Annotated in this window: 28 protein-coding genes and 1 pseudogene; 12 read left to right on the plus strand and 17 right to left on the minus strand. The window is 39.2% G+C overall.

Translation table 11 applies throughout. The annotated features are described in order from the left end of the window. Positions 1-469: 469 nt before the first annotated feature. Complete coding sequence (locus HYG88_RS11840) at positions 470-1,231, plus strand: DNA polymerase beta superfamily protein (RefSeq protein WP_087536020.1); 762 nt, start codon at positions 470-472, stop codon at positions 1,229-1,231. 104 nt (positions 1,232-1,335) lie between these two features. Here HYG88_RS11840 and HYG88_RS11845 read toward each other — a convergent pair whose 3' ends face one another. The 3 genes from HYG88_RS11845 to HYG88_RS11855 all read right to left on the minus strand — a co-directional run bounded on the left by HYG88_RS11845 (position 1,336) and on the right by HYG88_RS11855 (position 3,235). Further along, entirely contained in the window at positions 1,336-1,650 is a 315-nt protein-coding gene (locus HYG88_RS11845; protein WP_178883165.1) for a putative quinol monooxygenase, read from the minus strand. Positions 1,651-1,662: 12 nt separating this feature from the next. Beyond that, positions 1,663-2,253 (minus strand): NAD(P)H-dependent oxidoreductase, encoded by a 591-nt coding sequence (locus tag HYG88_RS11850; protein ID WP_087547349.1) that lies wholly within the window; start codon positions 2,251-2,253, stop codon positions 1,663-1,665. A 109-nt stretch (positions 2,254-2,362) separates the two neighbouring features. Next, positions 2,363-3,235, minus strand: a complete 873-nt coding sequence (locus tag HYG88_RS11855) for a DUF4349 domain-containing protein (RefSeq protein WP_178883166.1) — start codon at positions 3,233-3,235, stop codon at positions 2,363-2,365. Between the two features lie 181 nt (positions 3,236-3,416). Here HYG88_RS11855 and HYG88_RS11860 point away from each other — a divergent pair, with 181 nt between their 5' ends. Together HYG88_RS11860 and HYG88_RS11865 are read left to right on the plus strand one after the other, a co-directional pair. Then, the gene (locus HYG88_RS11860; protein WP_178883167.1) at positions 3,417-3,788 is read left to right on the plus strand and encodes a hypothetical protein; all 372 of its coding nucleotides are present in this window, start codon (positions 3,417-3,419) and stop codon (positions 3,786-3,788) included. Positions 3,789-4,136: 348 nt separating this feature from the next. After that, positions 4,137-5,366 (plus strand): MFS transporter, encoded by a 1,230-nt coding sequence (locus tag HYG88_RS11865; RefSeq protein WP_178883180.1) that lies wholly within the window; start codon positions 4,137-4,139, stop codon positions 5,364-5,366. Between the two features lie 88 nt (positions 5,367-5,454). Here HYG88_RS11865 and sodC read toward each other — a convergent pair whose 3' ends face one another. Both sodC and HYG88_RS11875 read right to left on the minus strand, forming a co-directional pair. Then, positions 5,455-6,039, minus strand: coding sequence for a superoxide dismutase family protein (sodC, locus tag HYG88_RS11870; RefSeq protein WP_178883168.1), 585 nt, complete (start codon positions 6,037-6,039; stop codon positions 5,455-5,457). 103 nt (positions 6,040-6,142) lie between these two features. Beyond that, positions 6,143-7,240: an AI-2E family transporter gene (locus tag HYG88_RS11875; protein WP_178883169.1), complete on the minus strand. Its 1,098-nt coding sequence runs from the start codon at positions 7,238-7,240 to the stop codon at positions 6,143-6,145. Positions 7,241-7,579: 339 nt separating this feature from the next. Between HYG88_RS11875 and HYG88_RS11880 the strand changes: the two genes are divergently transcribed. Next, positions 7,580-7,984, plus strand: a complete 405-nt coding sequence (locus HYG88_RS11880; RefSeq protein WP_087547345.1) for a hypothetical protein — start codon at positions 7,580-7,582, stop codon at positions 7,982-7,984. A gap of 73 nt (positions 7,985-8,057) precedes the next feature. On the opposite strand, the gene HYG88_RS11885 is transcribed toward HYG88_RS11880, so the two are convergent. Continuing rightward, positions 8,058-8,702, minus strand: a complete 645-nt coding sequence (locus tag HYG88_RS11885; protein WP_005156418.1) for a ParA family protein — start codon at positions 8,700-8,702, stop codon at positions 8,058-8,060. A 128-nt stretch (positions 8,703-8,830) separates the two neighbouring features. On the opposite strand from HYG88_RS11885, the gene HYG88_RS11890 reads away from it, so the two are divergent. Further along, the gene (locus tag HYG88_RS11890; protein ID WP_005156416.1) at positions 8,831-9,298 is read left to right on the plus strand and encodes a Holliday junction resolvase-like protein; all 468 of its coding nucleotides are present in this window, start codon (positions 8,831-8,833) and stop codon (positions 9,296-9,298) included. Between the two features lie 14 nt (positions 9,299-9,312). Here HYG88_RS11890 and HYG88_RS11895 read toward each other — a convergent pair whose 3' ends face one another. Further along, the gene (locus HYG88_RS11895; protein WP_046739994.1) at positions 9,313-9,936 is read right to left on the minus strand and encodes a class I SAM-dependent methyltransferase; all 624 of its coding nucleotides are present in this window, start codon (positions 9,934-9,936) and stop codon (positions 9,313-9,315) included. Between the two features lie 169 nt (positions 9,937-10,105). Here HYG88_RS11895 and HYG88_RS11900 point away from each other — a divergent pair, with 169 nt between their 5' ends. Then, entirely contained in the window at positions 10,106-10,669 is a 564-nt protein-coding gene (locus HYG88_RS11900) for a hypothetical protein (RefSeq protein ID WP_178883170.1), read from the plus strand. 44 nt (positions 10,670-10,713) lie between these two features. On the opposite strand, the gene HYG88_RS11905 is transcribed toward HYG88_RS11900, so the two are convergent. Together HYG88_RS11905 and HYG88_RS11910 are read right to left on the minus strand one after the other, a co-directional pair. Further along, entirely contained in the window at positions 10,714-11,289 is a 576-nt protein-coding gene (locus HYG88_RS11905) for a hypothetical protein (protein WP_178883171.1), read from the minus strand. A gap of 19 nt (positions 11,290-11,308) precedes the next feature. Further along, on the minus strand, positions 11,309-12,088 hold the full coding sequence (locus HYG88_RS11910; RefSeq protein ID WP_178883172.1) for a class I SAM-dependent methyltransferase: 780 nt from the start codon (positions 12,086-12,088) through the stop codon (positions 11,309-11,311). Positions 12,089-12,209: 121 nt separating this feature from the next. Here HYG88_RS11910 and HYG88_RS11915 point away from each other — a divergent pair, with 121 nt between their 5' ends. After that, complete coding sequence (locus HYG88_RS11915; RefSeq protein WP_178883173.1) at positions 12,210-13,484, plus strand: hypothetical protein; 1,275 nt, start codon at positions 12,210-12,212, stop codon at positions 13,482-13,484. A 58-nt stretch (positions 13,485-13,542) separates the two neighbouring features. Here the strand turns inward: HYG88_RS11915 and HYG88_RS11920 are convergent, their stop codons facing one another. From HYG88_RS11920 to glyQ, 6 genes are all read right to left on the minus strand, one after another. Further along, positions 13,543-14,085, minus strand: a complete 543-nt coding sequence (locus HYG88_RS11920) for a hypothetical protein (protein ID WP_087547341.1) — start codon at positions 14,083-14,085, stop codon at positions 13,543-13,545. A gap of 154 nt (positions 14,086-14,239) precedes the next feature. Then, on the minus strand, positions 14,240-14,686 hold the full coding sequence (locus HYG88_RS11925) for a hypothetical protein (RefSeq protein WP_178883174.1): 447 nt from the start codon (positions 14,684-14,686) through the stop codon (positions 14,240-14,242). Positions 14,687-14,722: 36 nt separating this feature from the next. Then, a complete protein-coding gene (locus HYG88_RS11930; protein ID WP_178883181.1) occupies positions 14,723-15,139 on the minus strand; it encodes a hypothetical protein in 417 nt (138 codons plus the stop codon). 198 nt (positions 15,140-15,337) lie between these two features. Continuing rightward, positions 15,338-16,297: a COG2958 family protein gene (locus tag HYG88_RS11935; protein ID WP_178883175.1), complete on the minus strand. Its 960-nt coding sequence runs from the start codon at positions 16,295-16,297 to the stop codon at positions 15,338-15,340. 69 nt (positions 16,298-16,366) lie between these two features. Beyond that, positions 16,367-18,436 (minus strand): glycine--tRNA ligase subunit beta, encoded by a 2,070-nt coding sequence (gene glyS / locus HYG88_RS11940; RefSeq protein ID WP_178883176.1) that lies wholly within the window; start codon positions 18,434-18,436, stop codon positions 16,367-16,369. Further along, positions 18,436-19,425 carry a glycine--tRNA ligase subunit alpha gene (gene glyQ / locus HYG88_RS11945; RefSeq protein ID WP_004964427.1) on the minus strand — a complete coding sequence of 330 codons (990 nt, stop codon included), beginning with the start codon at positions 19,423-19,425 and terminating at the stop codon, positions 18,436-18,438. The genes glyS and glyQ overlap by 1 nt, the downstream gene beginning before the upstream one ends. A gap of 300 nt (positions 19,426-19,725) precedes the next feature. Here glyQ and HYG88_RS11950 point away from each other — a divergent pair, with 300 nt between their 5' ends. The 4 genes from HYG88_RS11950 to HYG88_RS11965 all read left to right on the plus strand — a co-directional run bounded on the left by HYG88_RS11950 (position 19,726) and on the right by HYG88_RS11965 (position 23,480). Next, complete coding sequence (locus HYG88_RS11950; RefSeq protein ID WP_178883177.1) at positions 19,726-20,988, plus strand: putative DNA modification/repair radical SAM protein; 1,263 nt, start codon at positions 19,726-19,728, stop codon at positions 20,986-20,988. Positions 20,989-20,990: 2 nt separating this feature from the next. Next, complete coding sequence (locus HYG88_RS11955) at positions 20,991-21,785, plus strand: TIGR03915 family putative DNA repair protein (protein WP_125299084.1); 795 nt, start codon at positions 20,991-20,993, stop codon at positions 21,783-21,785. A 54-nt stretch (positions 21,786-21,839) separates the two neighbouring features. Then, positions 21,840-22,256, plus strand: a complete 417-nt coding sequence (locus HYG88_RS11960) for a lysozyme inhibitor LprI family protein (protein WP_178883178.1) — start codon at positions 21,840-21,842, stop codon at positions 22,254-22,256. 111 nt (positions 22,257-22,367) lie between these two features. Then, a complete protein-coding gene (locus tag HYG88_RS11965; protein ID WP_178883179.1) occupies positions 22,368-23,480 on the plus strand; it encodes an HPP family protein in 1,113 nt (370 codons plus the stop codon). Between the two features lie 61 nt (positions 23,481-23,541). Here the strand turns inward: HYG88_RS11965 and HYG88_RS11970 are convergent, their stop codons facing one another. Further along, a complete protein-coding gene (locus HYG88_RS11970; RefSeq protein ID WP_005156379.1) occupies positions 23,542-23,811 on the minus strand; it encodes a PspC domain-containing protein in 270 nt (89 codons plus the stop codon). 346 nt (positions 23,812-24,157) lie between these two features. On the opposite strand from HYG88_RS11970, the gene HYG88_RS11975 reads away from it, so the two are divergent. After that, positions 24,158-24,829 (plus strand): hypothetical protein, encoded by a 672-nt coding sequence (locus HYG88_RS11975; RefSeq protein WP_005156377.1) that lies wholly within the window; start codon positions 24,158-24,160, stop codon positions 24,827-24,829. A gap of 89 nt (positions 24,830-24,918) precedes the next feature. Here HYG88_RS11975 and HYG88_RS11980 read toward each other — a convergent pair. Next, positions 24,919-25,009: pseudogene (locus tag HYG88_RS11980) on the minus strand (IS5/IS1182 family transposase); the annotation flags it as partial.

A 25,009-nucleotide genomic window follows, 5' to 3' on the forward strand; every position in this document is an offset into this window, starting at 1 on the left:
TTTCTGTTAAAAGCGTATCGAAAGATGCACTTTTTTTATAAAACCAATATGAAAATTCAAGCTTATATTTATCTAGAGAGTGATCAAGTATATGGAGATTATATTGATCATTCTTATAATGAACATAATGTAAAGTGTATGCGTATTCTGTTGAGAGTAAAAATTGGAAATCTATTTTACTCTTGTTCATTTATATTCAAAGACTTCTCTTCATGGATATTAGGAGAGCTTATTCATTGTGAGATAAATTTTCTTTGTTATGACGGAGAATTAAATTTCTTTAGGAATTACGAGCTCCATAACTTAAAAAATGAACGGATAGGATTTATCTATTTTACTGATGTGTTATAGGTTAACTTAGCTAGTAAATTAAAAATACTATTTTTTATTGGACAAACTAAGGGTAGAGAATCAAATTGACAGGTTACAAATAATAAAATTCTCGTTTAATCGAATCTTAGAGAGAAATATGAACATTCACCAAGAAATCGAAAAACTATTCGAACAACGCCAAGATATTCCACTATTTTATATTGAAAGTGGGAGTCGTTTATGGGGTATGGCAAGCCCTGACAGTGACTATGATGTGCGCGGTTTTCATCTACCAAGCAAAGACCAATATTTTGATTATAAAAAGTACCGTGATCTGATCGAAATCATGGATGGTGATTTTGACTTTGTCTCTTATGACCTCGATAAAATGTTTGGCTTATTGGCAAAAAGTAACCCAACGGTATTGGAATGGGCCAGAGCACATATTGTTTATTTTAATGCTTTTCCAGAATGGCAAAGCTTTCGCGATGGACTGATTGAGCGAATCGATTATAGTGCGCTATATCATCATTATTTATCACTGGCAAAAGGTGGCATGAAAGTAATGCAAACTGCGGATAATTTTACTTATAAGAAAGTATTTTATTCAATTCGTGGTTTGATGTCGGCAGAGTTAGCAACCCAAGAAGTCATGCCTGAATTATTGATTACCGATTTATTTGTGCAAGTCTCTGAGCATGATCCATTACGTCATTGGGCAGAGGATTATTTAGAAATTAAAAAACAGCAGAAAGAAAAAGCCCAACTTCCTGAAGTGGAACAAGCCGCGATTCTGAATTTATTGGAAATCAAAATTGAGCAATTAGCCGCTAAAGAAATGCAAAAAGCTGATCGTCGAGAGGGCTTAGCGTGTTATTTAACTGAATATAGTCGCCATTTAAAACAATATTATTATTAATAAAATGATTCGCTTATTTATTATCTAAGTTCGACTTAAATATTCAGTGAACGCATTTCTGAAGATTATATTTAATGTCGAACTTAGGTTAATGGTTTTATCTATTAAATCCCACTGTTTAGAATACGGATTTTCACATCAGCAACATGGTCTTTGGTTGCTTCAAAATGCTGCTGCATATGCGCAGTTTGCATATGTGCTTCGAGATGAGCAGTACTTTGCCATTTTTCTAACATCACAATGCTATTTTCATCTTGCGTCTGCATAGCAATCGCTGGCAGATGATCAATCAATGGGGCATAGCCATGACAACCATCCTCTGCCAGTACAGTTGGAATGATTTTTTGGAAAGTATCTAAAACTGCTTGGCGATGTTCTGCACCTGCATGTGTCTGAATTTCTGCAATAATCGTCAACATAGGTTTTCTCTCTTAATGGGCCGTCGCAAAAAGCTGATCTAAATGGGCTTTGTACGCTTCGATGTAGCTTGGTACATCGGGCATTTTGATTACATCATTGACGATAAATGTAGGTAATGATTCCATACCCAAGAATTGATTGGCTTTATGGAAAGCTAAATACACACCATCAACGCCAACGCCGTGAAAGAATTGATCTGGATCAGTGAACGCTTCAATTGGTGCATTCCACGTCAACGACAACATGTATTTTTTATCTTGGAGCAAGCCACCTGAACCATATTTTTTCGATGCATCAGAACGGCTACGTCCATCGCTTGCATAGAGTGAACCATGACCAATGGTAAAGATATCATCAATATATTTTTTCATGGTCCATGGCGCGCCCATCCACCAGCCTGGCATCTGATAGATCACTACATCTGCCCATAAATATTTTTCAATTTCGGCTTGGATGTCATAGTCACTGTCGGTACGTGTCACTTGTACTGTATGACCTAAAGCTTTTAGATGTGATTCGGAAAAGTCAGTCAGGGTGTCATTCAATTCACCATTCGAGTGAGCGAATTGTTTAGCACCATTAATAATTAAAATATTGCTCATAAAATTAAACTCAAAAAATAGATTTCTAAAACTTGGATATATTTTAGAAAATCTATTCATGAGTAAAAATGTATAAATAAGCAAAATACTATTGACTAAAAATCAATAATTATGGGTTCTGTTTTCGTGTTTTATAAGCTTTACGGATCAACCAAATTGCAATAATCACTATATAAAATGCCCAAAATTGGATCAACCAGATGAGCGTTTCTTTAAAATAGGATAGTCCAATTTTGAATGCTTCGGCTATTCGGGTGAGTAATGGATCGCTGTCTAGTGATGCAATACGATGAATATTGAGGTCATGACTCTTACGCACTTTTGGCTGTTGGAAAAATTCTAAACGAATGGTGCTATACGCTAGGCGATCTTTCACTTCTAAATCAGTGAGCTGTTGTAATTGATTATTTACTGGATTAGATGCGCTATTACTTTGGTTCGCTGTATTGAGTTTCTCTTCTAACAGTTTTAATTCATAACGTTTTGCTTCATAGCTTTGTGTATTAAAGTTCAGCATTAAAGGCAATAAATGATTTAGAAATGTTGTCACCTGATCATTTGGAATACGTACCGTCAGTTGTACCGCTGGTGTGATTTTTTCATAAATATCCACGGTTCCATCGATACGATCATGTTGAGAACGGTCACTCACTTGATAGTCAATTTGCTTATTCTCAATATAGCCATTGTATTGTAATAACTGTTGCTCAAGTGTAGATGTAGTTTTTAATACATCGTTCACTTCAAATTTTAATTCAGCACTTTTAATTAATTGCCGATTTTGTTCGAGAGCACTTTGTTGTGTGCTTACTAACTGTTCGGGGTTTTTTGCTGCATTTGCTCGAATTGTTTCACTATTGGGCGCCGCACTTTCTGTCGCTACAGATGCATCGCTTACAGCACTTTCTTCTTTTTTCGAACAGCCGACAATCGTACTACTGACGACTAAAATAATTGCTAATTTTTTTGCTAAATCTGACATTGGTGATGGCTAATCCGTGGTGATATTCATGTTATAAAATTTGTTTTTTTAGTGACTTGTGATGATGTTCAAATAATTGATAAATACAACAAATCTCTCATAAGTCACATACATTTTGTTGCTTTGAAATCGAGTTTTGCATAGTAGCATAAATGCATGTGGTAAATAGGAAAGGTACAAAATGTATAAAATTTGGATGGTTTTAGGGTGTAGCTTATTTTTAACCGCATGCAATCAGCCGATTGCACAGTCACAGCAGCAAGCAGCGGTACAAAAAAGTACAGCAATACATGCGGTTTTACTCGATCAACCAAATTTATTTCATGATGAAACTAATCTCAAAATTGATCAGCAGTTTAATCGTGCTGAAAACCCAACAGATGCGGAAATCACTGTTGAACAAGCCCAATTAGATGATTCTGTTGCAGCTATTCGTACCGAATATGAGTTAAAGCGTGATCAACAAGTCTGGAAGATTGTAAATAAAAAACAAAGCTATCAGTGTGCGAGAGGGGACAATACCAATAAATTCCAGTTTGAATTGTGCTCTTAAACCTGAGCTGCAATTTGGTGCTGGATAAAATATAGACAAAAATGTGGATAACTTTTTGGTTATTCACATATCCACACAATTCATTTTATTGCTTAAATTGCAGGCATTTTTAAAAAGTGCTAAAGTTGCGCTTGTAAATTTTTACGATAGGTAAAATATTTACGAATCTCACGCAATTTATACACCTTGTGAATACGGTGTTTCCATATTTATTACATGCGCTCTCACTGCATGAAAATCAAAATTTAATTTAAATCAGAACCATAAAATGACGTGGTGCGGAATCTATTTTCTTTTTTTCAAGGAGATGGATGCACGCGAATTGGTTATTTTTGTGAATAGAACATGATGACGAACAATCAAAGCATGACGTTAAACCGTATAACGCTCATGTTTCCATTAGCTTTAGTGCTATTCGAATTTTCAGTCTATATTGGTAATGACTTAATTCAGCCAGCAATGTTGGCAATTACAGAACAATTCGGTGTTAGTGCAACATGGGCACCATCTTCCATGTCTTTTTATTTATTGGGTGGAGCAAGTGTTGCTTGGTTGCTTGGACCTCTGTCAGACCGTCTTGGACGTAAGAAAGTATTATTGGCAGGCGTGGCATTCTTTACCATCTGTTGTTTGCTCATCTTACTGACCCAGAATATCCAACAATTCCTGACTTTACGTTTCTTACAGGGAATTGGCCTTACGGTCATTTCGGCAGTGGGTTATGCTGCAATTCAGGAAACGTTTGAGGAACGTGATGCCATTAAAGTGATGGCATTAATGGCCAATATTTCCTTGCTTGCGCCATTACTTGGGCCAGTTCTTGGTGCATTTCTGATTGATTATGTCTCTTGGCATTGGGGTTTTGTTGCGATTGCAATCGTTTCATTCCTGAGTTGGTTTGGTCTAAATAAATTTATGCCAGCAACCCCAGAGCGTCGAGCGAGACAACCTTTTATTTATATTTTTGATGATTTTAAAAAAGTATTCACCAATCGCCGTTTCTTAGGGTTAAGCATTGCTTTACCTTTGGTTGGGATGCCATTAATGCTGTGGATTGCGTTATCACCCATTATCTTGGTCGATGAGTTAAAGCTCAGTAGTGTGCAATATGGTTTAGCGCAATTTCCTGTATTTTTTGGCTTAATTGCAGGGAATATTATCCTGATCAAAATAATTGATCGCTTTCCATTAGGCAAAACCATTTTGATGGGCTTACCGATTATGTTGATTGGAACGCTGTTTTTAATTTTAGGCGTGATTTGGCAAACTTATCTAGTGCCGTGTTTATTGATCGGTATGACCTTAATAAGCTTAGGAGAGGGGATTAGTTTTTCAGTTTTATATCGTTTTGCATTAATGTCTTCAGAAGTATCCAAAGGGACAGTCGCTGCGGCTGTTTCAATGCTATTGATGATGAGTTTCTTTGTGATTATAGAATTGGTGCGTGTACTTTATACGCATTTCCATATTTGGGCTTTTGCTTTAACGAGTGTCAGTTTGATCGGTTTTTGGTTTATGCAACCAAGAGCTGTGCTCAAACAAGTGATGCAAGAACGTAAAGCCGAGGGAATCAATTAAATATATGCTGAACCAATAGCGTAGTCATTTGTAGCTGCATAAAATATCTACGAAACTGTGGATATCTTTTTAGATACCCACAGTGCTTTTATGATTGAATAACACCACAGGCAATTCGCTCGCCACCACCACCTAAAGGCTTAGGTGTATCTGAATAATTATCTCCACCTGCGTGAATCATGATTGCCCGACCCTGAATATCGGTAAGTTTCAGGCGTGGAGCAAGCACAGGCGTTGTTGCAAAACCCTTGTCATTCACCTTTAGGGCTGGTAGATCACCTAAATGTCCATCCAGTGGCGTACCGTGATGGGCAAATTTCTCTGGGTTAAGATGCCCGCCCGCAGCGAGGGCGGCTCCCATTTTGCCCTCTTTTTCAGCAGCTTCACATGAGCCGTTTTCATGGATATGAAAACCATGTTCACCTGGGGAAAGTTTTCCAAGCGCGGGGGTAATTAATAGACCTTTTGCTGTTTGTTTAAATGTTACTGTTCCAATGGATGCACCTACACCTTTGGCATCGACTTGGTAAACTTGTATGAGTTGTTTCTGATCTGTTGTCGTTGGCTGTGTTTGAATTTTGGATGCATTGCTGTCTAAGTTAATAGAAGAACATGCACTCATCATCAAAACTAAACTTGTCAGAACACAAGACTTTTGTACCGTTGAAATCATTGCAAATTATCCTTATCTATCAGCTTTATTTGTTTGATTCAAATAAACTATGGGATAACTCGCAAGTTGTCAGTAAGATTAAATGGTAAATCGTGTAAATAGATTACGACTTTGTTTCAGGTGGCGCTTCAATGGCAGCGATTGGCTCCTGAACATTCTCATGCAGCCATTCACGCCAGATTGCCAATAAAATAGCTAAGATGACTGGACCAATAAATAAGCCCACTAAACCAAAACTTGCGATTCCTCCTAGCACACCAAACATAATTAAAATGAATGGAATTTGAGTTGCGCCTGAGATAACTAAAGGTCGAATCACATTATCTGAACTACTTACAATCAAGACACCCCATGTAATCACACCAATTGCTTCGACAGTTTGGCCTTGAGCAAATAGCCATAAACCAACCCCTAAATAGGAGATGGGAGTTCCAAATGGAATTAAGGCCAAAATAAACGTTACCATGGTGAGTAGCATTGGGTTCGGCACACCTGCTACAAAGTAACTGAGACCTGCTAAAATGGCTTGTGCCACAGCAGTTAATCCCACGCCATACACTACAGCGCGTGTTGTTTCTGAAATGGTTTCTAGATAATGGTGTACACGTGGGCCAATCACCATTTCCATAGCGCGGCTGACCTGTGCCAGAATCATCTGTCCATCCCGATAGAAAAAGAATAACGTCATGATTGCAAAGGTCAGTTTAACTAAATTCCGACTAATCTCACTCAGTACAAAACGGCCATAGCTCAAATGACCTTGTATCCATTCGGCAACATTCTTCGCAATACTATTCGGATCGGCACTTAATTCATTGACTGTACGACTGATATCCTTACCCACAATCGGAAGTGTTTTTATAAACTCGGGGACTTGAATATGACCTGAAAATAATTGTTTTTGTAAATTAAAATATAAATTTCGGCCTTCGAGTTGCAGCATGAAAATGGCACAAACAAAGGGAACCCCAATCACTAAAATGACCAACGTAATCATGATCGTTGCATTTAGCGTTGGTCGATTTTCACCGAAAAAGCGACGTTGTACCCATAAATAAACAGGCCATGTCATATAAGCAATAATCGCTGCCCAAAGAACAGGGACGATAAAGTATTTGAGAATGCTGAATCCCAAATACATTAAGACAAAGAACAGTCCAAACAATAAAACACGTTGTAATGTGGGAGCGTATTGTTGCACAAGCTTCCGTCTCTAGGGCTAAAAGTTGAATAAAATCATATTAACTGAAAAATGCGTCCAGTAAAATTTTCATTCAGTAATTTCACGTTGAAATCTCTAAATGGAATCAGGGGCTAAACCGTTGGCATGTTTCAGCCAGCCGATTATTTTCAATGGAGTGGCCAGTGATCGGCAATATGTATATCTCAGCATTTACGAAAGTTTTAAGACTGCAATACAGCAACTTACCATAGCAACATTTGCTATCGAGTTTAATACAAGAGTTGGCAAAGAGTTACAAAGCGTATTGTTATATTGAATTCATCACACATCCATAAAGTGAATTTAAGGAGCAGTTCGATGACACATTCAAATAATCAGGACAATACCTCTGCAAAAACAGGTCAGGACCATCATTCACAACCGAATAACAGCAATGGTACACAAGCCGAAAGCGCAGTGGCTACCCTCTTGAACGGTGATAAACTCAGTTATCAGCAAGTGGAAGGCCTGACGGACAGTGATCAATTACAGCAGGCTATAGAAAGGGAAGATATTCCTAAAAATCCTGAAAATGCACTACAGGAGCAAGGTGCGGAACGTGAACAGGCAATCCAGTCAAATGATGGCAGTCACGGTAACGAGACCATCCGTAAAGCTATGGAAAACCTCGATAGTGATGAAATGAGACATAACCTGAAAGATGAGGGTGATGACACAGACCAACCTAGCCCAAACCCCGCACCTTTCATTGAACCTAAATAAAGATAAGTTTTATTAATGCAGTTACATCAATGGTCTCATGCCTTGTTCCATCCTGCTAATGGAGCAAGGCGGCTTAAAACCATTCACTTGGATCATCGACTAACTGATTCAGAACGGGTTGCCATTGGCTTTGAATACTCACAAAATTTTTCTGTGGTTTATCAAAAATACTTAAACCTTGCATAGCCAACGTGCCATAAGCACTACGTTCTGAAATCCATGCGACAGGTTCTTGTTCAATCTTATTAAAGAAGTCTTGAATGTCTTTTGAACTAGAGCTATTCGCTTTCACGCGATTGGCAATCAACAGAATTTGTACTTTTCCTTTACGTATGCGTTTGATGTCTTGTAAATGTTTTAGGAACCGACGCGTACTATCAATATCAAAGAATGAGGGCTGTAAAGGGGTCACAATGGCATGGGCTTCGCTGACCAATTGTTCTGCATGCTCACCTGACAGTGCGCCTGGGGCATCAATGATTAAATAATCGAGATGTTTAGGTGCATCACCAATTGATTTCTCATGCCTCCAGTCGAGGCTTTGAATGGCAGCAACAGTTTCAGGGCGTTGTTTTAACCATTGTAATGATGATTTTTGGTTATCAGCATCAGCCAACGCGACCTTATAGCCCTTTTGTGACAGTGCTGTGGCAAGCGTAATGGCTGTCATGGTTTTACCACAGCCACCTTTTTGATTTGCAATTAATATTGTCTTCATGAAATTAGATTTTTTAACAAGCGTTTTGTATTCAACTATACCTTAGCATCTTTTTCAGTAGAGTGTGTGACACATGACAAAAGTTTAATGTTGCAGTTAAATAGCAGATTCAGAAAAAGGAAAGTTTTATGTCGGTTTGGCTTGCAATGTTAATTGGTGGTTGTATTGGTGTTGTGATTACCACGCTGATTTTGTCCAATACGCGGAATGGTCGTATTCAGGCGGAATATGAAAAATATATTGCTGAATTAGAATTAGAACATAAGCAAGCTTTGCTAGATGCACAGAAACGTAGTGTAAATACCAGTCGTGCGGTGTTAAAAGGAAAAATGGCAGAACAGTTTGCACCGATTTTACCTGAATTTCAGTATTTACCCAGTGATGCAAAATTTCTCGGTGATCCTGTCGATTACGTGGTTTTTGATGGCTATACCGATTTTCGTGATGGTGATGGGACTGCAGACGATATTGAAGTGATTCTACTTGATATTAAAAGTGGTGGTGCGCGCTTGAGCAAAGGACAGCAGGCAATTGCTCAAGCAGTACGTGAAGGACGTATTCGTTTTGAAACGCTAAGAATTGATTTTGAAAATTAATGATTGCTTTGAATTTATAACTTCTGCACGCGAGCCAATAGCATTTTTTGTGCAATCGCAGGAATACCATCTGCATCAAAATATTCTTTCTCAAGAAATTTAAATTTAGCTTGTGCAAGGTGTCGTTCAATATCGCGATTGAGATGGCATCCATCTCCAATCCTTTTCTGTATTGGAGTAAGTAGGGTCTGTAAGGATTGTAATTTGATCGAGTCAGGATGTTTCACATGCTCAATTAAATGAAAGGTGCCTGTAGGTTTCAACACTCGATAAATTTCTGCTAAGGCGACATCAAGTTTTGGAATACTACAGAGAGTCCATGTGGAAACAATATGATCTAAACTTGCATCGGCAAATGGAAGTTTTTCTGCGCTGGATTGTACATGCTTAATATAAAAAGGCGCATGCTGAACTCGTTCAACGGCAAGATGATAAATATCTGGATTGGGTTCCAAAGCATAAAGTGAGTCAACATTGCCATAGAAAGGAATATTTAAACCTGTACCAAAACCTATTTCGAGGACTTCACCTTCGATAGGAACCAATAATTCACGACGCTTATCCATCAAACTTGCAGTCTGCATGACTTGATTGAGTAAATGTGGGAAAACTCGACGTTGATAGAATTGATAAATCATAGAGATCCATTCGTTGATTCAGATTAGAGAAATCAGTAACAAAGCCACAAAAATATGACTAAAGTAAGTTTGATTGTTACTAAAAAAAGTAATTTTTTTCATCGTCTAAGCATACTATGAAGAGATACGCTTTTCTAAGAATTTAGTTAGATTTTGAGGGTGATAAGCCATGAAAAAACGTCTATGGATGAGTTTAGGCATGGTGGTTATGCTTGGGCAGACACATGCATCGACCAGCGGAATAGAATATAACATTGCCAATGGTTTATCGCCGATCGCAAAGGATCAGTCTATTTCGGTGTTACAGCCTTTTTATGGCAACTTCCGTATTCTTGGTTCTAAAATGTACCAAGATGACGAACAAGCAAAATTTTCTCCGATTGATTATGCCGTGAGTTGGGGTTTGTTTGCCAAGCCCGAGATCGCACGTAAAATCTCAGTAAATCAATATGACCGCTATTTGAATTGGAAAATAGATAAACTACCTGTTCCTGCAAATCAAGCCATGCAAATGGTTTCCAATATGCATATTATTCCCGCAAATCCTGAAATTGCCCAGCAAATCAAACAAGTGAAGCGTGGGGATTTGGTGCAGTTGAAAGGTGAGTTGGTTGAGATTCGGGATAAAAATTTGGTTTGGCGATCTTCTTTAACAGCTACGGATACGGGTGATGGTGCTTGTGAGTTATTCCGTGTTAATTCAATTCAGTGGATAGAAAAACAAAAAATCTAATCTTGTTGAACAAGAGAGGGTCGTATGACCCTCAATTTTTTATATCACTCACTCGCCTTTTTAGTTTCTGTTGGTTGAGAACTTTTCCAATGGTGTAGTTGGCTTTGCGCATGTAGATATTCATTTAAATGATCAACTTGTTTGGCCGTATCAGTATTTTCTGTAGTACTCGCTAAGGTACTTTGCTCAAGTACTTTGGCTTGATTATCCCAGTATTCATATAAAAGTCCTTGAATATATCGACCTTGTTCTGTTTTAAGTTCTAACTCTTTCAGCATATTCAATGCCGATTGAACATTATCTTTTTGGCGTTCCTGTTCAAACGCTGGAGTGAGCGTATTGGCTTCTTTCATCTTTGCAAGTTCTATTTCCATGCTATCGCTCATTTCGGTAAAACGACGGTCATAGTCATCTAAAATTGCAATATCATGCGCATCGTCAGCCGTTGTAGGGAACTGTTTAATCGGGATTTGCTTAAGCTGACCAATCGCATCATTAGAATTTTGAGTTTGCTGTTCTTGCTGAGAGGGTGCTTTAGGATCTTTGTTACAAGCACTCAGTAATAGTGTAGAGCTGATCAAGCAACTGAGTGCAATTGTGGTTTTAAATTTAAAGGTCATAGAAACACCTGATTTATTGTTACTTTGCTATTTTTTGGAAATGGTAGGCAAAGGTTGTATAAGGAAAATCAATCTGATCTTGAGCAGTTTGGCCTGTAAAATCAAATACAATTTGTTCAAATCTTGCTTTTAATTGCTGTTGTTGATGTTCTGGCATTGCTGCAATAAAACTCGTGGAAAGTAAGCGTTTGCTGACCACTTGTTCTACTGTGCCGGTATGTTTGAGTTGAAAGGTCTGAAGACCGTTGAATTGAAAGAGCTGTTGTTGCTCAAAAACCTGTTTCCATTTCTCACTATGATAACGTGGTGTATCTGCTTCAAATGGTGCGATTTCATCGGCCAACGCTTTGACCCAGTCAACAGTAATATCACGTTGATTCCAAAGCAGTCCAAGATGCCCCGTAGGAATTAATACCCGATACATTTCCTTGAGCGTTTCGATATTTGAGAACCAGTGAAAAGATTGGGCACAAATAATGGCGTTAATGGATGCATCCTTCACCAGAAGTTGATCGCTTGAAGTCTGTAGACATTCGACTGTTGGATGGGCCTGTTGAAGCTGTTGTAGCATTTCTGCCACGGGCTCCACCGCGATCACTTTTGCCTGTGTCTGAAGCAGGAAAGGTAAGAATTTGCCAGTCCCTGAACCGAGGTCAATAACAGTGGAATTTTCACCGACTTTGAGCTGATCTTGCAGCCAAACGACGATTTCTGGTGGGTAACTGGGACGAACTTGTTGATATAGTTCAGCCCCTAAACTAAAGCCTTTTTGAGCCGAAGGATGTAAGGATTGTGTCATTTTTTGCGCTTTTTAATCTGTCTTATCTCTATAAAATAAGATACTCCGCAAATAGGGTTTGGCAAAGACATCATTTGATGGCTTTTTGCGACAAGCCTAGGATTAATTTTTCAGTGTGAGCATGGATAAGCAAATAATATTTGAAGATGAACATATTCGCGTTATTTTTTTAAAAGGTTCAAGTGACACTTTAGTGGTTTCGTTTGGCGATTTGATTAGTCGTGCCAAAGGAATGTCAATTAATGCTGAAAAATCACTCATAAAATATCAATACAATGTTATCGGTATTATGCCGAAGCAAAAATCTTGGTTTCCTCAAAGCAGCATGCTTGAGATGCAGCGACAGATTCAGCCGACCTTACAACAGTTTGAGCAGATTGTGGGTTATGGTGGATCAATGGGAGGCTATGCTGCGATTAAATATTCTAATTTATTGAATATGCATAAAATCGTTGCTTTTGTACCACAATATTCGATAGACCCTGATGTGGTTCATGATCGCCGTTATGCAGAATTTTTTGACGCATCTATTCATCAAAATATGCAGATTCAGGCAGATGAAGTGGATTCATCTCGTGAATACATCATTGTCTATGATCCATACTATGCAGAAGATAAAGAACATTTCTTAAAAATACAGCCCTTATTACCAAAAATGCATGTGATTCATTTGCCTTTTACAGGACATGAAGCACTCTCGGTTTTGGCAAGTTCGCAATTACTCAATGATTTTGTTGAGCAACCTTTTGAGATTACTTATTTTTATAAGCGTGTTCGAGAGGTTAAAAAGCAAAGTAAGTTCTACTATCGCCATGTATTAGATGCATTATTGAGCAGGCATCATCAAGCTTTATTGCGAATCTTACAAAATAACGATTTTGAATTAGATGAACGTTATTTTGATGCTGTTCTTAAGCAAAAATTGGTTCAACAATTATTTAATCTACAACAGGGTACTGAGCAAAATTTACAGAAGTTAGGTATTCATCCGCATTTTATCCAACAGATGGACAGCTCAGTGCCGACCATTCGCACGATTCAAAATACATGGTTAGTTTTTAATTTAGTTAGCTTAAAGCTAGAGGCTTATAACGCTGAAGCAATTCAGCCGAATCAACAATATCTATTGCCATTGAAAGCCAGTGCGAATGCCGTTGTTCAACTTGAGTTAAATGCAGAATCTTATGTTTTGACGATGAATGATCGTGGGATTCATAAGTTAGTTAAAGTCGGTGAAGCTTTGGCTTTGGATCAGTCTTTATTGATTTTTAAACGCTATACTGAATTTTATCAACTCAGTTATAAAAATTTAACCTTGAGTTGTGATGATCATGGGCAGGGACATTTTATTGAAAATCATGCAGATGAGCAGACTAAACTACAATTGATAGACTAAATCACATAATCAAAAGCCTTTTGCTTAAGCAAAGGGCTTTTGACGATGGGTTAGAAAATTAGTTTGTACCCACTTTGGCATTGGTATTTACATTCGCATTCACACCTAATACTTTCACGCCAACATTTGCACCTGCCTGAGCCTGTTTCCTGTCTGCATTCAAGCCCGTTTGTGCCTGAATGGATGAGTTTCCAACGTTAACCCCTGCTTGGGTATTCAGGCCAATCGACTTTTGCTCAGCCTGATGTTGCTGATGACGTTTTTTTGCTTCTGCTCTTTTTTCAGCAGCAAACTCCTTGCCATCAGCAGCTTTCTCTACCGCATAATCCTTAGTGTTTTTAACCACTTTTGCGGTTTTGTCTACCACCTGTGAACCCACATTTACACCTGTGTGTACAGCGGCATGGCCAACATGATGTGCTGCGTGACCTACGCCCTGAGCAGTATTTTTGACCGCACCTGCAACGCCGCTAATCAAGCCACCAGACTGGACATTAACCTGAGCTGACCCATTGGCATTGACCCCAACATTTTGTGCGAAAATAGAGGCAGAAGCGAGAATACTTGTTGTCACGATAGCTGTTTTGATCATTTTCTTCATTGCGATTTCCTTAAGCGATGTACCGTTTGGGGTACTTCATCAACGCAAATGAATCATATCGAGCAAATGAAAGAAAGCGATGGATTTCAGCAAAACTTTACAAGCACATTACAGCTCAAACACACTCTGGATAGAAATTGTGGAGATGGCAAACTTAGCTACATTGGTCCAAAACGGTTTGGTTAAAGTAGCTTTTTAACTTGTCAAAGTTATGTTTTACCTCAGGTTTCTGAATGTCAAATACTGTGGTTTTTCGCGTTTTCTGATCTAATACAGGTTTTTCAGTGGTCGCATTGAATAAACGATTCGGCACATATTGATAGGTCTCAGAAAAAGCCCGACTTAACTGATTGCCTTTAAATTCCCATGATTCCGTACTCTGCCCACCATCAAAATAACCTGTAAACTGGATCATGCAATGATTCTTGTATTTATTTAAGGATGCGGCATTGGTCTTGGTATCGGGTAGGGCATCAATGTTCTGAACCACTTGCAGTTGCTGTAAAGGCTGCTCGGCTTGAGAAGAGAGCGTTGAACACGCGGTAAAGCCAATACTACTGACTAAACAAAGCAAAATGGTTTTAAAAGGCATAACTGTCATTGTTTCATTCATTCCTATAAATTTTGTTCAATCGTATTAATTTGATGAGGGTTGGCTCAGTTCAGCACGTTCAATAGGAATATTTCCATCATTGTTTCCAATCACGGCATCTTTGGTGTCTTGCCATTTTTTAGCAGTATATTGTTTGGCTTTTTCGGTTTGTTCCTGAACAATGACGGATTGTTCAGCCGTGTATTCTTTTGTGGTTTTCCACTTTTCACTCATTTTTTGTGAGGTGTTTTCCGATGCACCTTGGATGGATTCACCTAGGTTTTGTAGCCCTTTACCTGTTTTATACAGCAATACTCGACCAAGGCTCGGGTTGTCACCATAAGGGAGTGTTTTTTCAGCCGTAGTCGTGTTTGCATTTGTGGCTGTTGTATTTTCGGTTGCCCAGAGAGAAGACGATGCGATCAGTGTAGTCGCTAAACACAGAGCAGATATTTTTTTCATCATCTTTTATCCTTTTGGCAATAATGTTGCAATTCAAGTTTTATAGCTTATCGCCAAGTTCAAGAAAAGAATGTAGGTGATGTGAAATTGATACAGTGCGTAAACCGTTGTGCTTTGATGTGCTTTGTATGAATCAGTCGCAAGGATGACGGTTTGCCTGCTTTTAACATCGCTAAATGTAGGCAAATGTCCTATGCCTTATTTATTCCAATTTTCTTGGTAGGTGCGACCTGTCTGAAAGTAATTTGCGACTAAATCAATAAAATGTTTAAAGTCGCTATTTTCTTTCAAAATTCGATTTATCGTTTGCCAGTCGGGTTCTTGTTTGCGTTTGGCAGGAAGTAAAATTTCACTTTCAGTCGGATTTTCTGGAGTGAGTAAAATAACGCCAATACCATGCAAAGCCGAAAGCATTCGCAGCTCCTCTTCAACTTCATTTGTTGATATAGATGTTGCTACGAGGTAGCCCTCATTTGCCCAACTGGAATTACTGACTGCTTGGAAGAAGCTACTGCGAATATTGGAGCTGTTGAGTTCTTTTTTGACTTCAAATGACCACAAACGCACATTTTGACCAGAGCCATGTTTAACACAGCTTTTAACGAGTTCATGCCAGTGTTTATCTAAAGGTTGCATGGCAACAATGTCGGGGTGTAACCATTGATTGCCGTTTTGCCCACGAGAGTTTTTAGAGCGTTTTTCATCAATTCTCAGGCAATATAAACCGAACTGTACTCTTAAAAATTCAATCAGTAGGGGGTATAAATCATGCTCGGATAAATTTCCTGATTTAATCAATGGGAGATTAATTTCAGTTTCTTCAAAATTTTCGTTTGAAGTTAATTCTTCATTGGCAAAAGATTCGCCATGTTCAGCTTGATGATTTGGGTCGTACCAATACACACGCGGTCGAGGTTTGTCTTGTACATGAATATAGGGTGATAGTTTTAGGATGCCATGTTTGTGTGCGCCAATTTCAGCAAACACTTGACTAATAAACTCGTCATCGGTTTTGAAGCGTGGGTTTTTTCGTTTTTCCACATAATCTTCGGGAAATAAAGTAACAATTCCTTCGGCAATATCTCGAGCTTTAAATTTTTTTAACGGTGATTGTTTTAAAAGCTCAAATACACGCTGTGGTTGAGAAAGTTTGCTCATTATTGCCTCTAAAAATAAACCCCACTATTATTAGCAGGGTTTCTAGATTACTTCAATGAATCAAATAACCTAACCCTGCAATACACTTACATCTGCAATTGCTGTGAATAAATCACGTAATTGCGCCAATAAACGTAAACGGTTGGCTTTTAATTCAGCATCATCAGCCATAACCATCACACCTTCAAAGAAGGCATCAATTGGCGCACGAAGAGCAGCAAGCTTAGACAACGCTTCAGTATAGTTACGTGCAGCAAGTAAAGGCTGAACCACTGGTGTCAATGTTTGAAGTTCTGCATAAAGCGCTTTTTCAGCAGCTTCAACTAGATTCGCTTCAACCACAGCACCTTCAGGCGTTGCTTCTTTGGCAAGAATATTGGCAACACGCTTATTAGCCGCAGCCAATGCAGCCGCTTCTGGCAAGGTACGGAAATGATTGACCGCAGTCACACGCTTATCAAAATCAAGAGGAGATTTTGGAGCAAGTGCTTGAACCGCTTGAATCACATCAACTGCTACGCCTTGGTCTTCATACTTAGCACGGTAACGACCTTCAAGGAACGCAACGGCATCCGCACGCGTCTTGTCATGATCTTTAACCACGTCACCATAACCTTGAAGCGCAAAGTTAACCAGTTCTTCAATCGTGACATCGAGTTCATTTTCGATGATTAAACGTAAGATACCGATTGCAGAACGACGTAATGCAAATGGGTCTTTAGAACCTGTTGGCGCTTGACCAATACCAAAAATACCAACCAGCGTATCTAAACGATCTGCAAGCGCAATCGTTGTGCCTGTCTTGGTTTGTGGTAATACGTCACCCGCAAACTTAGGTAAGTATTGCTCACCTAAAGCTTCAGCAACTTCATGATTCTCACCCTCAAGGCGAGCATAATAAGTTCCTGCAATCCCTTGAAGTTCAGGGAATTCACCCACAAGTTCAGAGGTCAAATCACATTTAGCGAGTAACGCTGCTTTTTCAGCATCGGCTGCATTTGCACCTGTAATTGGTGACAATGCTACAGCTAATTTCGCAATACGTTCTGATTTATTCCAAAGCGTACCCAATTGTGCTTGGAATACCATATTTGCGAGTTTTTCTTTACGAGATGCAAGCGGTTGCTTTTGATCTTGTAGGAAGAAGAATTCTGCATCCGACAAACGAGGGCGTACAACTTTCTCATTGCCCTCAATAATTTGAATCGGATCTTTCGACTCAATATTTGAAATGGTAATAAAGTAAGGCTGTAATTTACCTTCTGCATTGATCAAACAGAAATACTTTTGGTTGTCCTGCATGGTTGTAATTAAGGCTTCTTGAGGAACAGCTAAATAACGCTCTTCAAAAGTCGCACGTAATGCAACTGGCCATTCAACCAAGCTGGTGACTTCATCAAGTAAGTCTGCTGGGACAATCGCAGTTGCATTAACTTCATCAGCTAACTTTTTCACTTGATCTTGAATGGTTGCTTGACGCTTTTCAAAGTTCGCAACGACATAAGCTTTTTCTAAAGCAGCAAGGTAGTCATTTGCATGCGCCAAAGTCACTGCTTCAGGTGCATGGAAACGGTGACCATAAGTCACATTACCTGCTTTATGATCTTGAATAGTTGCTTCAACCACTTGATCATCTTTCAGCAATACGACCCATTTTACTGGACGCACGAATTCAGTACGACTTGCAGCAGAACGCATACGTTTTGCGATTGGTAAGTTGTCTAATGCAGTTTGTAAAATTTGTGGCAGTAAAGCATCAAGGCTTTGACCTTTCACATCTTTCAAGAAGCAAACTTTTTCTACTTTACCTGCTTGGAACGTCGAAAGCTGATCAACCGTAATGCCTTGACCACGCATAAAGCCTTCAAGTGCTTTAGTTGGTTTGCCTTCTGCATCATAAGCGGCTTGAACAGCAGGGCCGTCAAAACGTTTTTGTGTGTCTGCTTGAGCAGCATCAATATCAACAATTTTGAGCGCTAAACGACGTGGTGCAGCATAAGCTTCGATCGCAGCAAAATTTAAGCCTGCATCTTTTAAGCCTTTTTCCGTTTCAGCTTGTAAGGCATCACGTAAAGTTTTTAAGCTTTTTGGTGGAAGTTCTTCACAGCCAAGTTCGAATAAAACAGTATGCTTTGTCATTATTTATTCTCCTTCGCTTTTTCAGCTTGGGCTGCTTCTGCTTCAACTTGTGCTTTTAACTGTGCTAATACTTCATCACGTAAATGTGGTTCTGCCATTGGGAAACCGAGTTTCGCACGCGCAGCCACATAACTTTGAGCGATTGAACGCGCTAAGGTACGAACACGTAAAATATAACGTTGACGTTCAGTTACAGAAATCGCACCACGCGCATCTAATAAGTTAAAGCTATGCGATGCTTTAATCACTTGCTCATAAGCAGGAAGTGGAAGTTCAGCATCCATTAAACGAGCTGCTTCAGCTTCATAGAAATCGAATAATTCAAATAATTTATCGACTGGCGCATATTCAAAGTTATAGGTCGATTGTTCCACTTCATTTTGATGGAATACATCACCATAAGTCACAGTACCGAACTGACCTTTGGTCCAAACAAGATCGTAAACTGAGTCTACACCTTGAAGGTACATCGCAAGACGTTCTAAACCGTATGTGATTTCACCAGTAACAGGGTAGCATTCAACACCACCGACTTGCTGGAAGTAAGTGAATTGCGTCACTTCCATACCATTTAACCAAACTTCCCAACCTAAGCCCCAAGCGCCTAGTGTTGGAGATTCCCAGTTGTCTTCTACGAAGCGAATATCGTGAGTCAGTGTATCGATGCCGATCGCTTTTAACGAATCAAGATAAAGCTGTTGGATATTGTCTGGGTTTGGCTTAAGTACCACTTGGAACTGATAATAGTGTTGTAAGCGGTTTGGGTTCTCACCATAACGACCATCTTTCGGACGGCGTGATGGTTGAACATAAGCCGCGTTCCAAGTTTCTGGACCTAATGCGCGTAAGAAAGTTGCAGTGTGGAATGTCCCTGCACCCATTTCCATATCATATGGTTGTAATACGACGCAGCCTTGCTCCGCCCAATAGTTTTGTAGGGCAAGAATTAAGCCCTGAAATGTATCAATATGCGATATAGCACGACTCATGGTGCATCCACTGGAATCAAACAAAAATTGTGGTTAAGTATAAGGATTTTCGGGTGCAGTGCAAAGGATTCGAGCGTTTCAGCGACAAGTTCTGATAATAAATTATTTAAACGCTTTTGTTTAATTTTCGAGTTAATTCAAAACGTACCCCATAGCAGACATATTTTCCAGTTGGCAAAGTCCTGAATAGGAAACCATTCACATAAACGTCACCTCATGACGCATAACATCTTTCTCAATCTTAATTTTCAAATCATGAAATGTTAGCTTTGAAATGATGTTGTCACAGAGGTGTTTGATATGTCTGATCGCATTCGTGAAAAATTACAAATTCTTGCGGACGCAGCTAAATATGATGTGTCCTGTTCCTCTAGTGGTAGTGACCGTAAAAATAAAGACAAAGGTTTAGGTGATGCCAGTCGGGCAGGGATTTGCCATAGCTATACCGAAGATGGGCGCTGTGTTTCATTGCTGAAAATCTTGTTCAGTAATGTCTGTATTTTTGATTGTGCTTATTGTGTGTCACGTCGTTCTAATGATGTCAAACGTGCTGCATTTACCGTACAAGAAGTGGTTGACCTGACCATTAATTTTTATCGTCGAAATTATATAGAGGGATTATTCCTTAGCTCAGGTATTTTTAAATCCGCAGACTATACGATGGAGCGGATGCTTCAAGTGGTGAAAAAACTACGTCTAGAAGAAAATTTTAATGGCTATATTCATCTCAAAACTATTCCTGGAGCATCGCCTGAACTGATTCATGAAGCAGGACTTTATGCTGACCGTATGAGCATCAATTTAGAAATGCCAACTGAGGTCGGATTAAAAGCGTTTGCGCCTGAAAAATCACATCAAGAAGTACAAAAAGACTTGGGGCTAGTGCGAGATCGACTGATTCAACTCAAAGATGAACGCCAGATTATCAAGCATGTGCCAAAATATGTACCCGCAGGGCAGACCACGCAAATGGTGGTCGGCGCACATCAGGAAACTGATCAAGACGTACTTGTGATGGCAGATCGACATTACAAGGAATTTAAACTGAAACGGGTATATTTCTCAGGTTATATTCCAATCAACACAGAAAATAACTATTTACCAGCGGTCGGTTCGGCGCCGCCTTTATTAAGGGAAAATCGGCTTTATCAAAGTGATTGGTTGATGCGTTTTTATGGTTTTGAAGTCAATGAAATCGTCAATGAAAAACACCCACATTTAGATTTGGATGTAGACCCAAAACTGAGTTGGGCGTTGCGTCATCCTGAGCAGTTTCCAGTGGATTTAAATCGTGCTGACTATCGTATGATCCTTCGTGTACCAGGTATCGGCGTAAAGTCAGCCAAGAAAATCGTGCAAGCGCGTCGTTTTGGCAAGATACATACTGATTTACTGAAACAACTCGGTGTGGCGTATTCACGTGCCCAGTTTTTTATTCGTTGTGAAGACAGTCCACGGTTTCAAAAGGAACTTTCTACGGCTGATATTCGCCAGCAAATATTAACGCAGGGTTCATCTAAATACGTGAAACAACTGTCACCTCAGCTGAGTTTAGGATTCTAAAAATGCTCAGTGATGGTGTGGTTTATTACTATTTTGATGGCTCTATGGTCGGTTTACTCAACTGCGTATTTCGTGCTTTTCAATTTAAAGAATTCCACGTGCAATTGTGTTTAAACCAAGGCGCACAGCATGGTTTATTTGCCACGGTAGTTGAAATTCCAAATCATGAGCAACATGCAGCACGTGTTTGGTCAGCTTTACAGCAGAAATTGTCGCATTCATCTTTGAAACAATTTTATTTTGCCTATTTATCGGAATCCTTGGATGCCTATCAGCATTTATTTAATTACTGTATCTATGTCTTTCGACATCAACATTCAGTTGAGAAGAATTATTCGCATCCTAGTGTTTTAGCGATTTCACAATGGACGAAAAAGGTGGGACGCGAAAAGCATCGTATGGAAGCATTTGTGCGTTTTAAGAAAACCACAGATGGATTGTTTTTAAGTTTGGTTCGCCCTGATTTTAATGTGCTGCCTTTAATACAGCCGCATTTTAAGCGTCGTTATCAAGATCAACGTTGGTTGATTTATGACGAACAACGTAAATATGGATTGTATTATGACTTACATGAGATTCATGAGGTGTCTTTAGATGCTCATCAGATTGACCGTAATATTGAAAATGGGGCAAGTCAAAACTTCCAATTAGAATTAGATGAACAAGAAGAATTATATGATCAGCTTTGGAAAGATTATTTCAATAGTATCAATATTAAAGAACGTCAAAATGTGAAATTGCATGTGCAATATTTGCCTAAACGCTATTGGCGATATTTGAATGAAAAATATGTTTAAGGCATTTTTTTGATTATTATTTTAAAAATACCAACATAACAAAAGAGCACATTCATGACTAAATTAGTTTTAAAAACAGCAGTACTGATTATGGCTTGTTTGAGTACTTTGGTATTTGCCAAAACGCAAGGTAAAGCGATAGATCCTTATAGCCAATGTGTCGATGACACCATTCAACAGCTAAAACTGGGGAATATCAATAATGCTGTGGTAGAGATCTGTAGTACCAGAACCAAAACTTTATATGCAAAGCAGATTGTGCAGGTATTGGATCAAATAAAAAAACAGAGTCAGGAATACAAGCAGCTTGAACGCTATCAGGACATCATGAAATCACAACAGCTCTGGAAAAATTTTGTCGATCAAGAGTGCCGTAATGCTGGTGCTTATATCGGTTCGCCGATGTATGAGTTTTGCCCCATGCAAAAATATGCAGAGCGATTGGAGCAATTGGAGGAGTATTTAAATTAACCTTGATCAGTTTTCGTTATTATTTAAAACTGTAATTTAAATACATCTTCAGTCTGAGTCGGCGTATACTGCTGCAACCAATGAAACAACACTATTCCAGCAAGGTGCATTGTGAGCTTAACCCAATCAGACTGGCTAAATTTCTTAAAACCGAATTACAAAGTATTACCTTTGAAAGAACGTTTACTTTCAGGATTTGGTGCGCTTTGTGGTTTAGCAATATCCTCTTTAATCAGTTGGTATGTATTGGGTGGTATGAATGCATGGTATATCGCGCCGATGGGGGCCTCTTCTGTACTGCTTTTTGCAGTTCCGAGTAGTCCTTTAGCGCAACCGTGGAATGTTGTGGTTGGCAACATATTGGCTGGTTTCATTGGTGTGACATGCACACAGTTATTACCTGATTTAACCTCTGCTTTTAGTGTCGCAGTTGGGTTAGCCATTTTTATGATGATGACAACTGATTCATTGCATCCTCCAAGCGGTGCAGTGGCGATTACCGCGGTTTTAGGCGGTGATGCTGTACATCGTTTAGGATTCCACTTTATTTTATATCCCGTATTACTCAACTCAATTTTACTTTTGTTGATTGCTGTCTTTTTCAATCGTTTGATTGGACGTCATTATCCGATTACAGCGCATGTCAATGAGCGTTCCAAAGACCCGACACCGACACAAAAAGTCTCGATTCAACCCAAAGATATCGAATATGCTTTGGAACAACACACCGAGTTGCTGGACATCAGCCAATACGATCTGGAAAAAATCATTCTGGAAGCACAGGAACATGCAAGTGAACGCTTGAACAGTCATTTTATCTGTCGCGATATCATGAGTCAGGATGTGATCAAGCTGCATGAAGATGATGATATTCATCAGGCGTTAGAGAAGTTCAAGGAAGTTAACCTGATGAGCCTGCCTGTGGTCAATATGGAAGAAAAACTGGTTGGAACGCTGGCTTTATATGAGGTGGTGGAGTGGTTTAAGGGGGCCGCCGATCCAAGAAATTCATGGCAGCATTATGTAAGGCAGATTATGAGTCGGCGTGTCGTGACTGTGGAACCGTCACAGCCGATTCAGGATTTAGTCCCCTATTTTGTAGAAAAATCTTTTAATTATATTCCTGTCGTGGAAAATCAACGTTTGATTGGCATGATTAGTCGTGCAGATATGATCGCTGCGCTTCAACAACAACTCAATCGTCAAAAGCTTCAATCAGAATAAAAAAAAGCTACGGTTGTATTAGGGGGAAATTCAACCGTAGCGACCAAAAGAGGCAAAGAAATTAACGTTTTATGCTTTGGTCTTCATAAACGGTTTTTACGGGCTGATTATAGCCTTGTACATAATCAACGCGACTTTGCTGTTGTTTTGGAATTACTAACCACAAAATCAGGTAAACCAAAATACCAGGGAAAGCGGCGCTCATGAGTGAAATCACTACAAAGATCAAGCGTAATAAATTTGCATTCCAACCAAAACGTTCCGCAATACCGCCCATTACACCAGCGATCATGCTTTGTCGGTTTGAGCGATATAAACCAGAATTGGTCATTTAATTTTTCTCCTAAAATATTTGATACAGCAGTAGAATGAGGCTTCATTCCTGATAAGTCGCTGTTAATAATAAGATAGGGATGAACTGGTTTTTTTAAAGTTTAAACAGATGGGAGAATCGTTACGGTGTGTAAAAGGCTGATGGAAAAAACGACAGTATCGCCTAAAATGCACCGACTTAAAGCATTCTGCTTTGTTAATTTGCTATTTCATCAAGTTACGTCCGCCATAATTACCCATTTGAGGGAATAGACGAATATTCAAATGCTTCCTATATTTTGCAGAACCATCGGATGTTTTTGAAAAAAGTGTGACAACGATGTTGATATTAGAGATTTGTGGATATGCAGTTCAGGTTCTTCTTACAGCATGTTAGTGTAGGATTTTTATTGAGTTTGGGCTTGAGTGCTTGTGATAGCTATCATCCAGATTCAATGAAAACATCAAACCAAGCGCAGCCAACTGGTGATGAAAGTTCTATTCCAGTCATGTTAGATGCTGAGCAAGCACGAACAAGTGCAAGTGAAGGAATGTCACTGACTGAGGTTGCTGGACAAGCAACAGTTCCTCATGTTGCTTCTAAACATATGACGCAACCGACTCAACAAGATATGCAATATGTTGGGCGCTATCATGCGCGTATTCCTTGTACTGATGCATTTGCCGGTTGTGTCAAAGATGAAAAAGAAGCGGAATATATCTTAAATTTATTAGAAGATGGTTCAGTTTATTGGACCAATACCAGTTTCGGGCGTTTGGGTTCAGATCCATCGCACAATATGGCCAAAATAGAGCGAACCTGTAAGCAGGTGCAATGGCATGTTGAGCCCACAGAACAAGAGATCGTTGTGCGCTGTGATGCGGTGGATGTGAATTTATATTATCGGATCAATCAGGACCAGAATCTTGTGATGGATCTGGATAAAATCTGGAATGGGGATCAGGGCCGCAACCGTAAGTTCTTTAAGGAATATCCATTTCCTAAAAAAGCCTATGTGTTTGAAAAGGCGGAATAGAAAAATGAGTATAAAAAAAGAGCGCATCAAGCGCTCTTTTTTGTGAGTTCCGATTAGGGTCTGTTGACATTTACTGTTCATAATTAACCCTATAAAGGTAGCCATAAAAATATACAGGCTAAAGCAACAGAACTTTGATAATTTCTTTTGAGCTTGTCATATCGAGTAGCTATTCCTCTA

The organism is Acinetobacter sp. SwsAc4, assembly GCF_013391535.1.
Taxonomy (GTDB): domain Bacteria; phylum Pseudomonadota; class Gammaproteobacteria; order Pseudomonadales; family Moraxellaceae; genus Acinetobacter.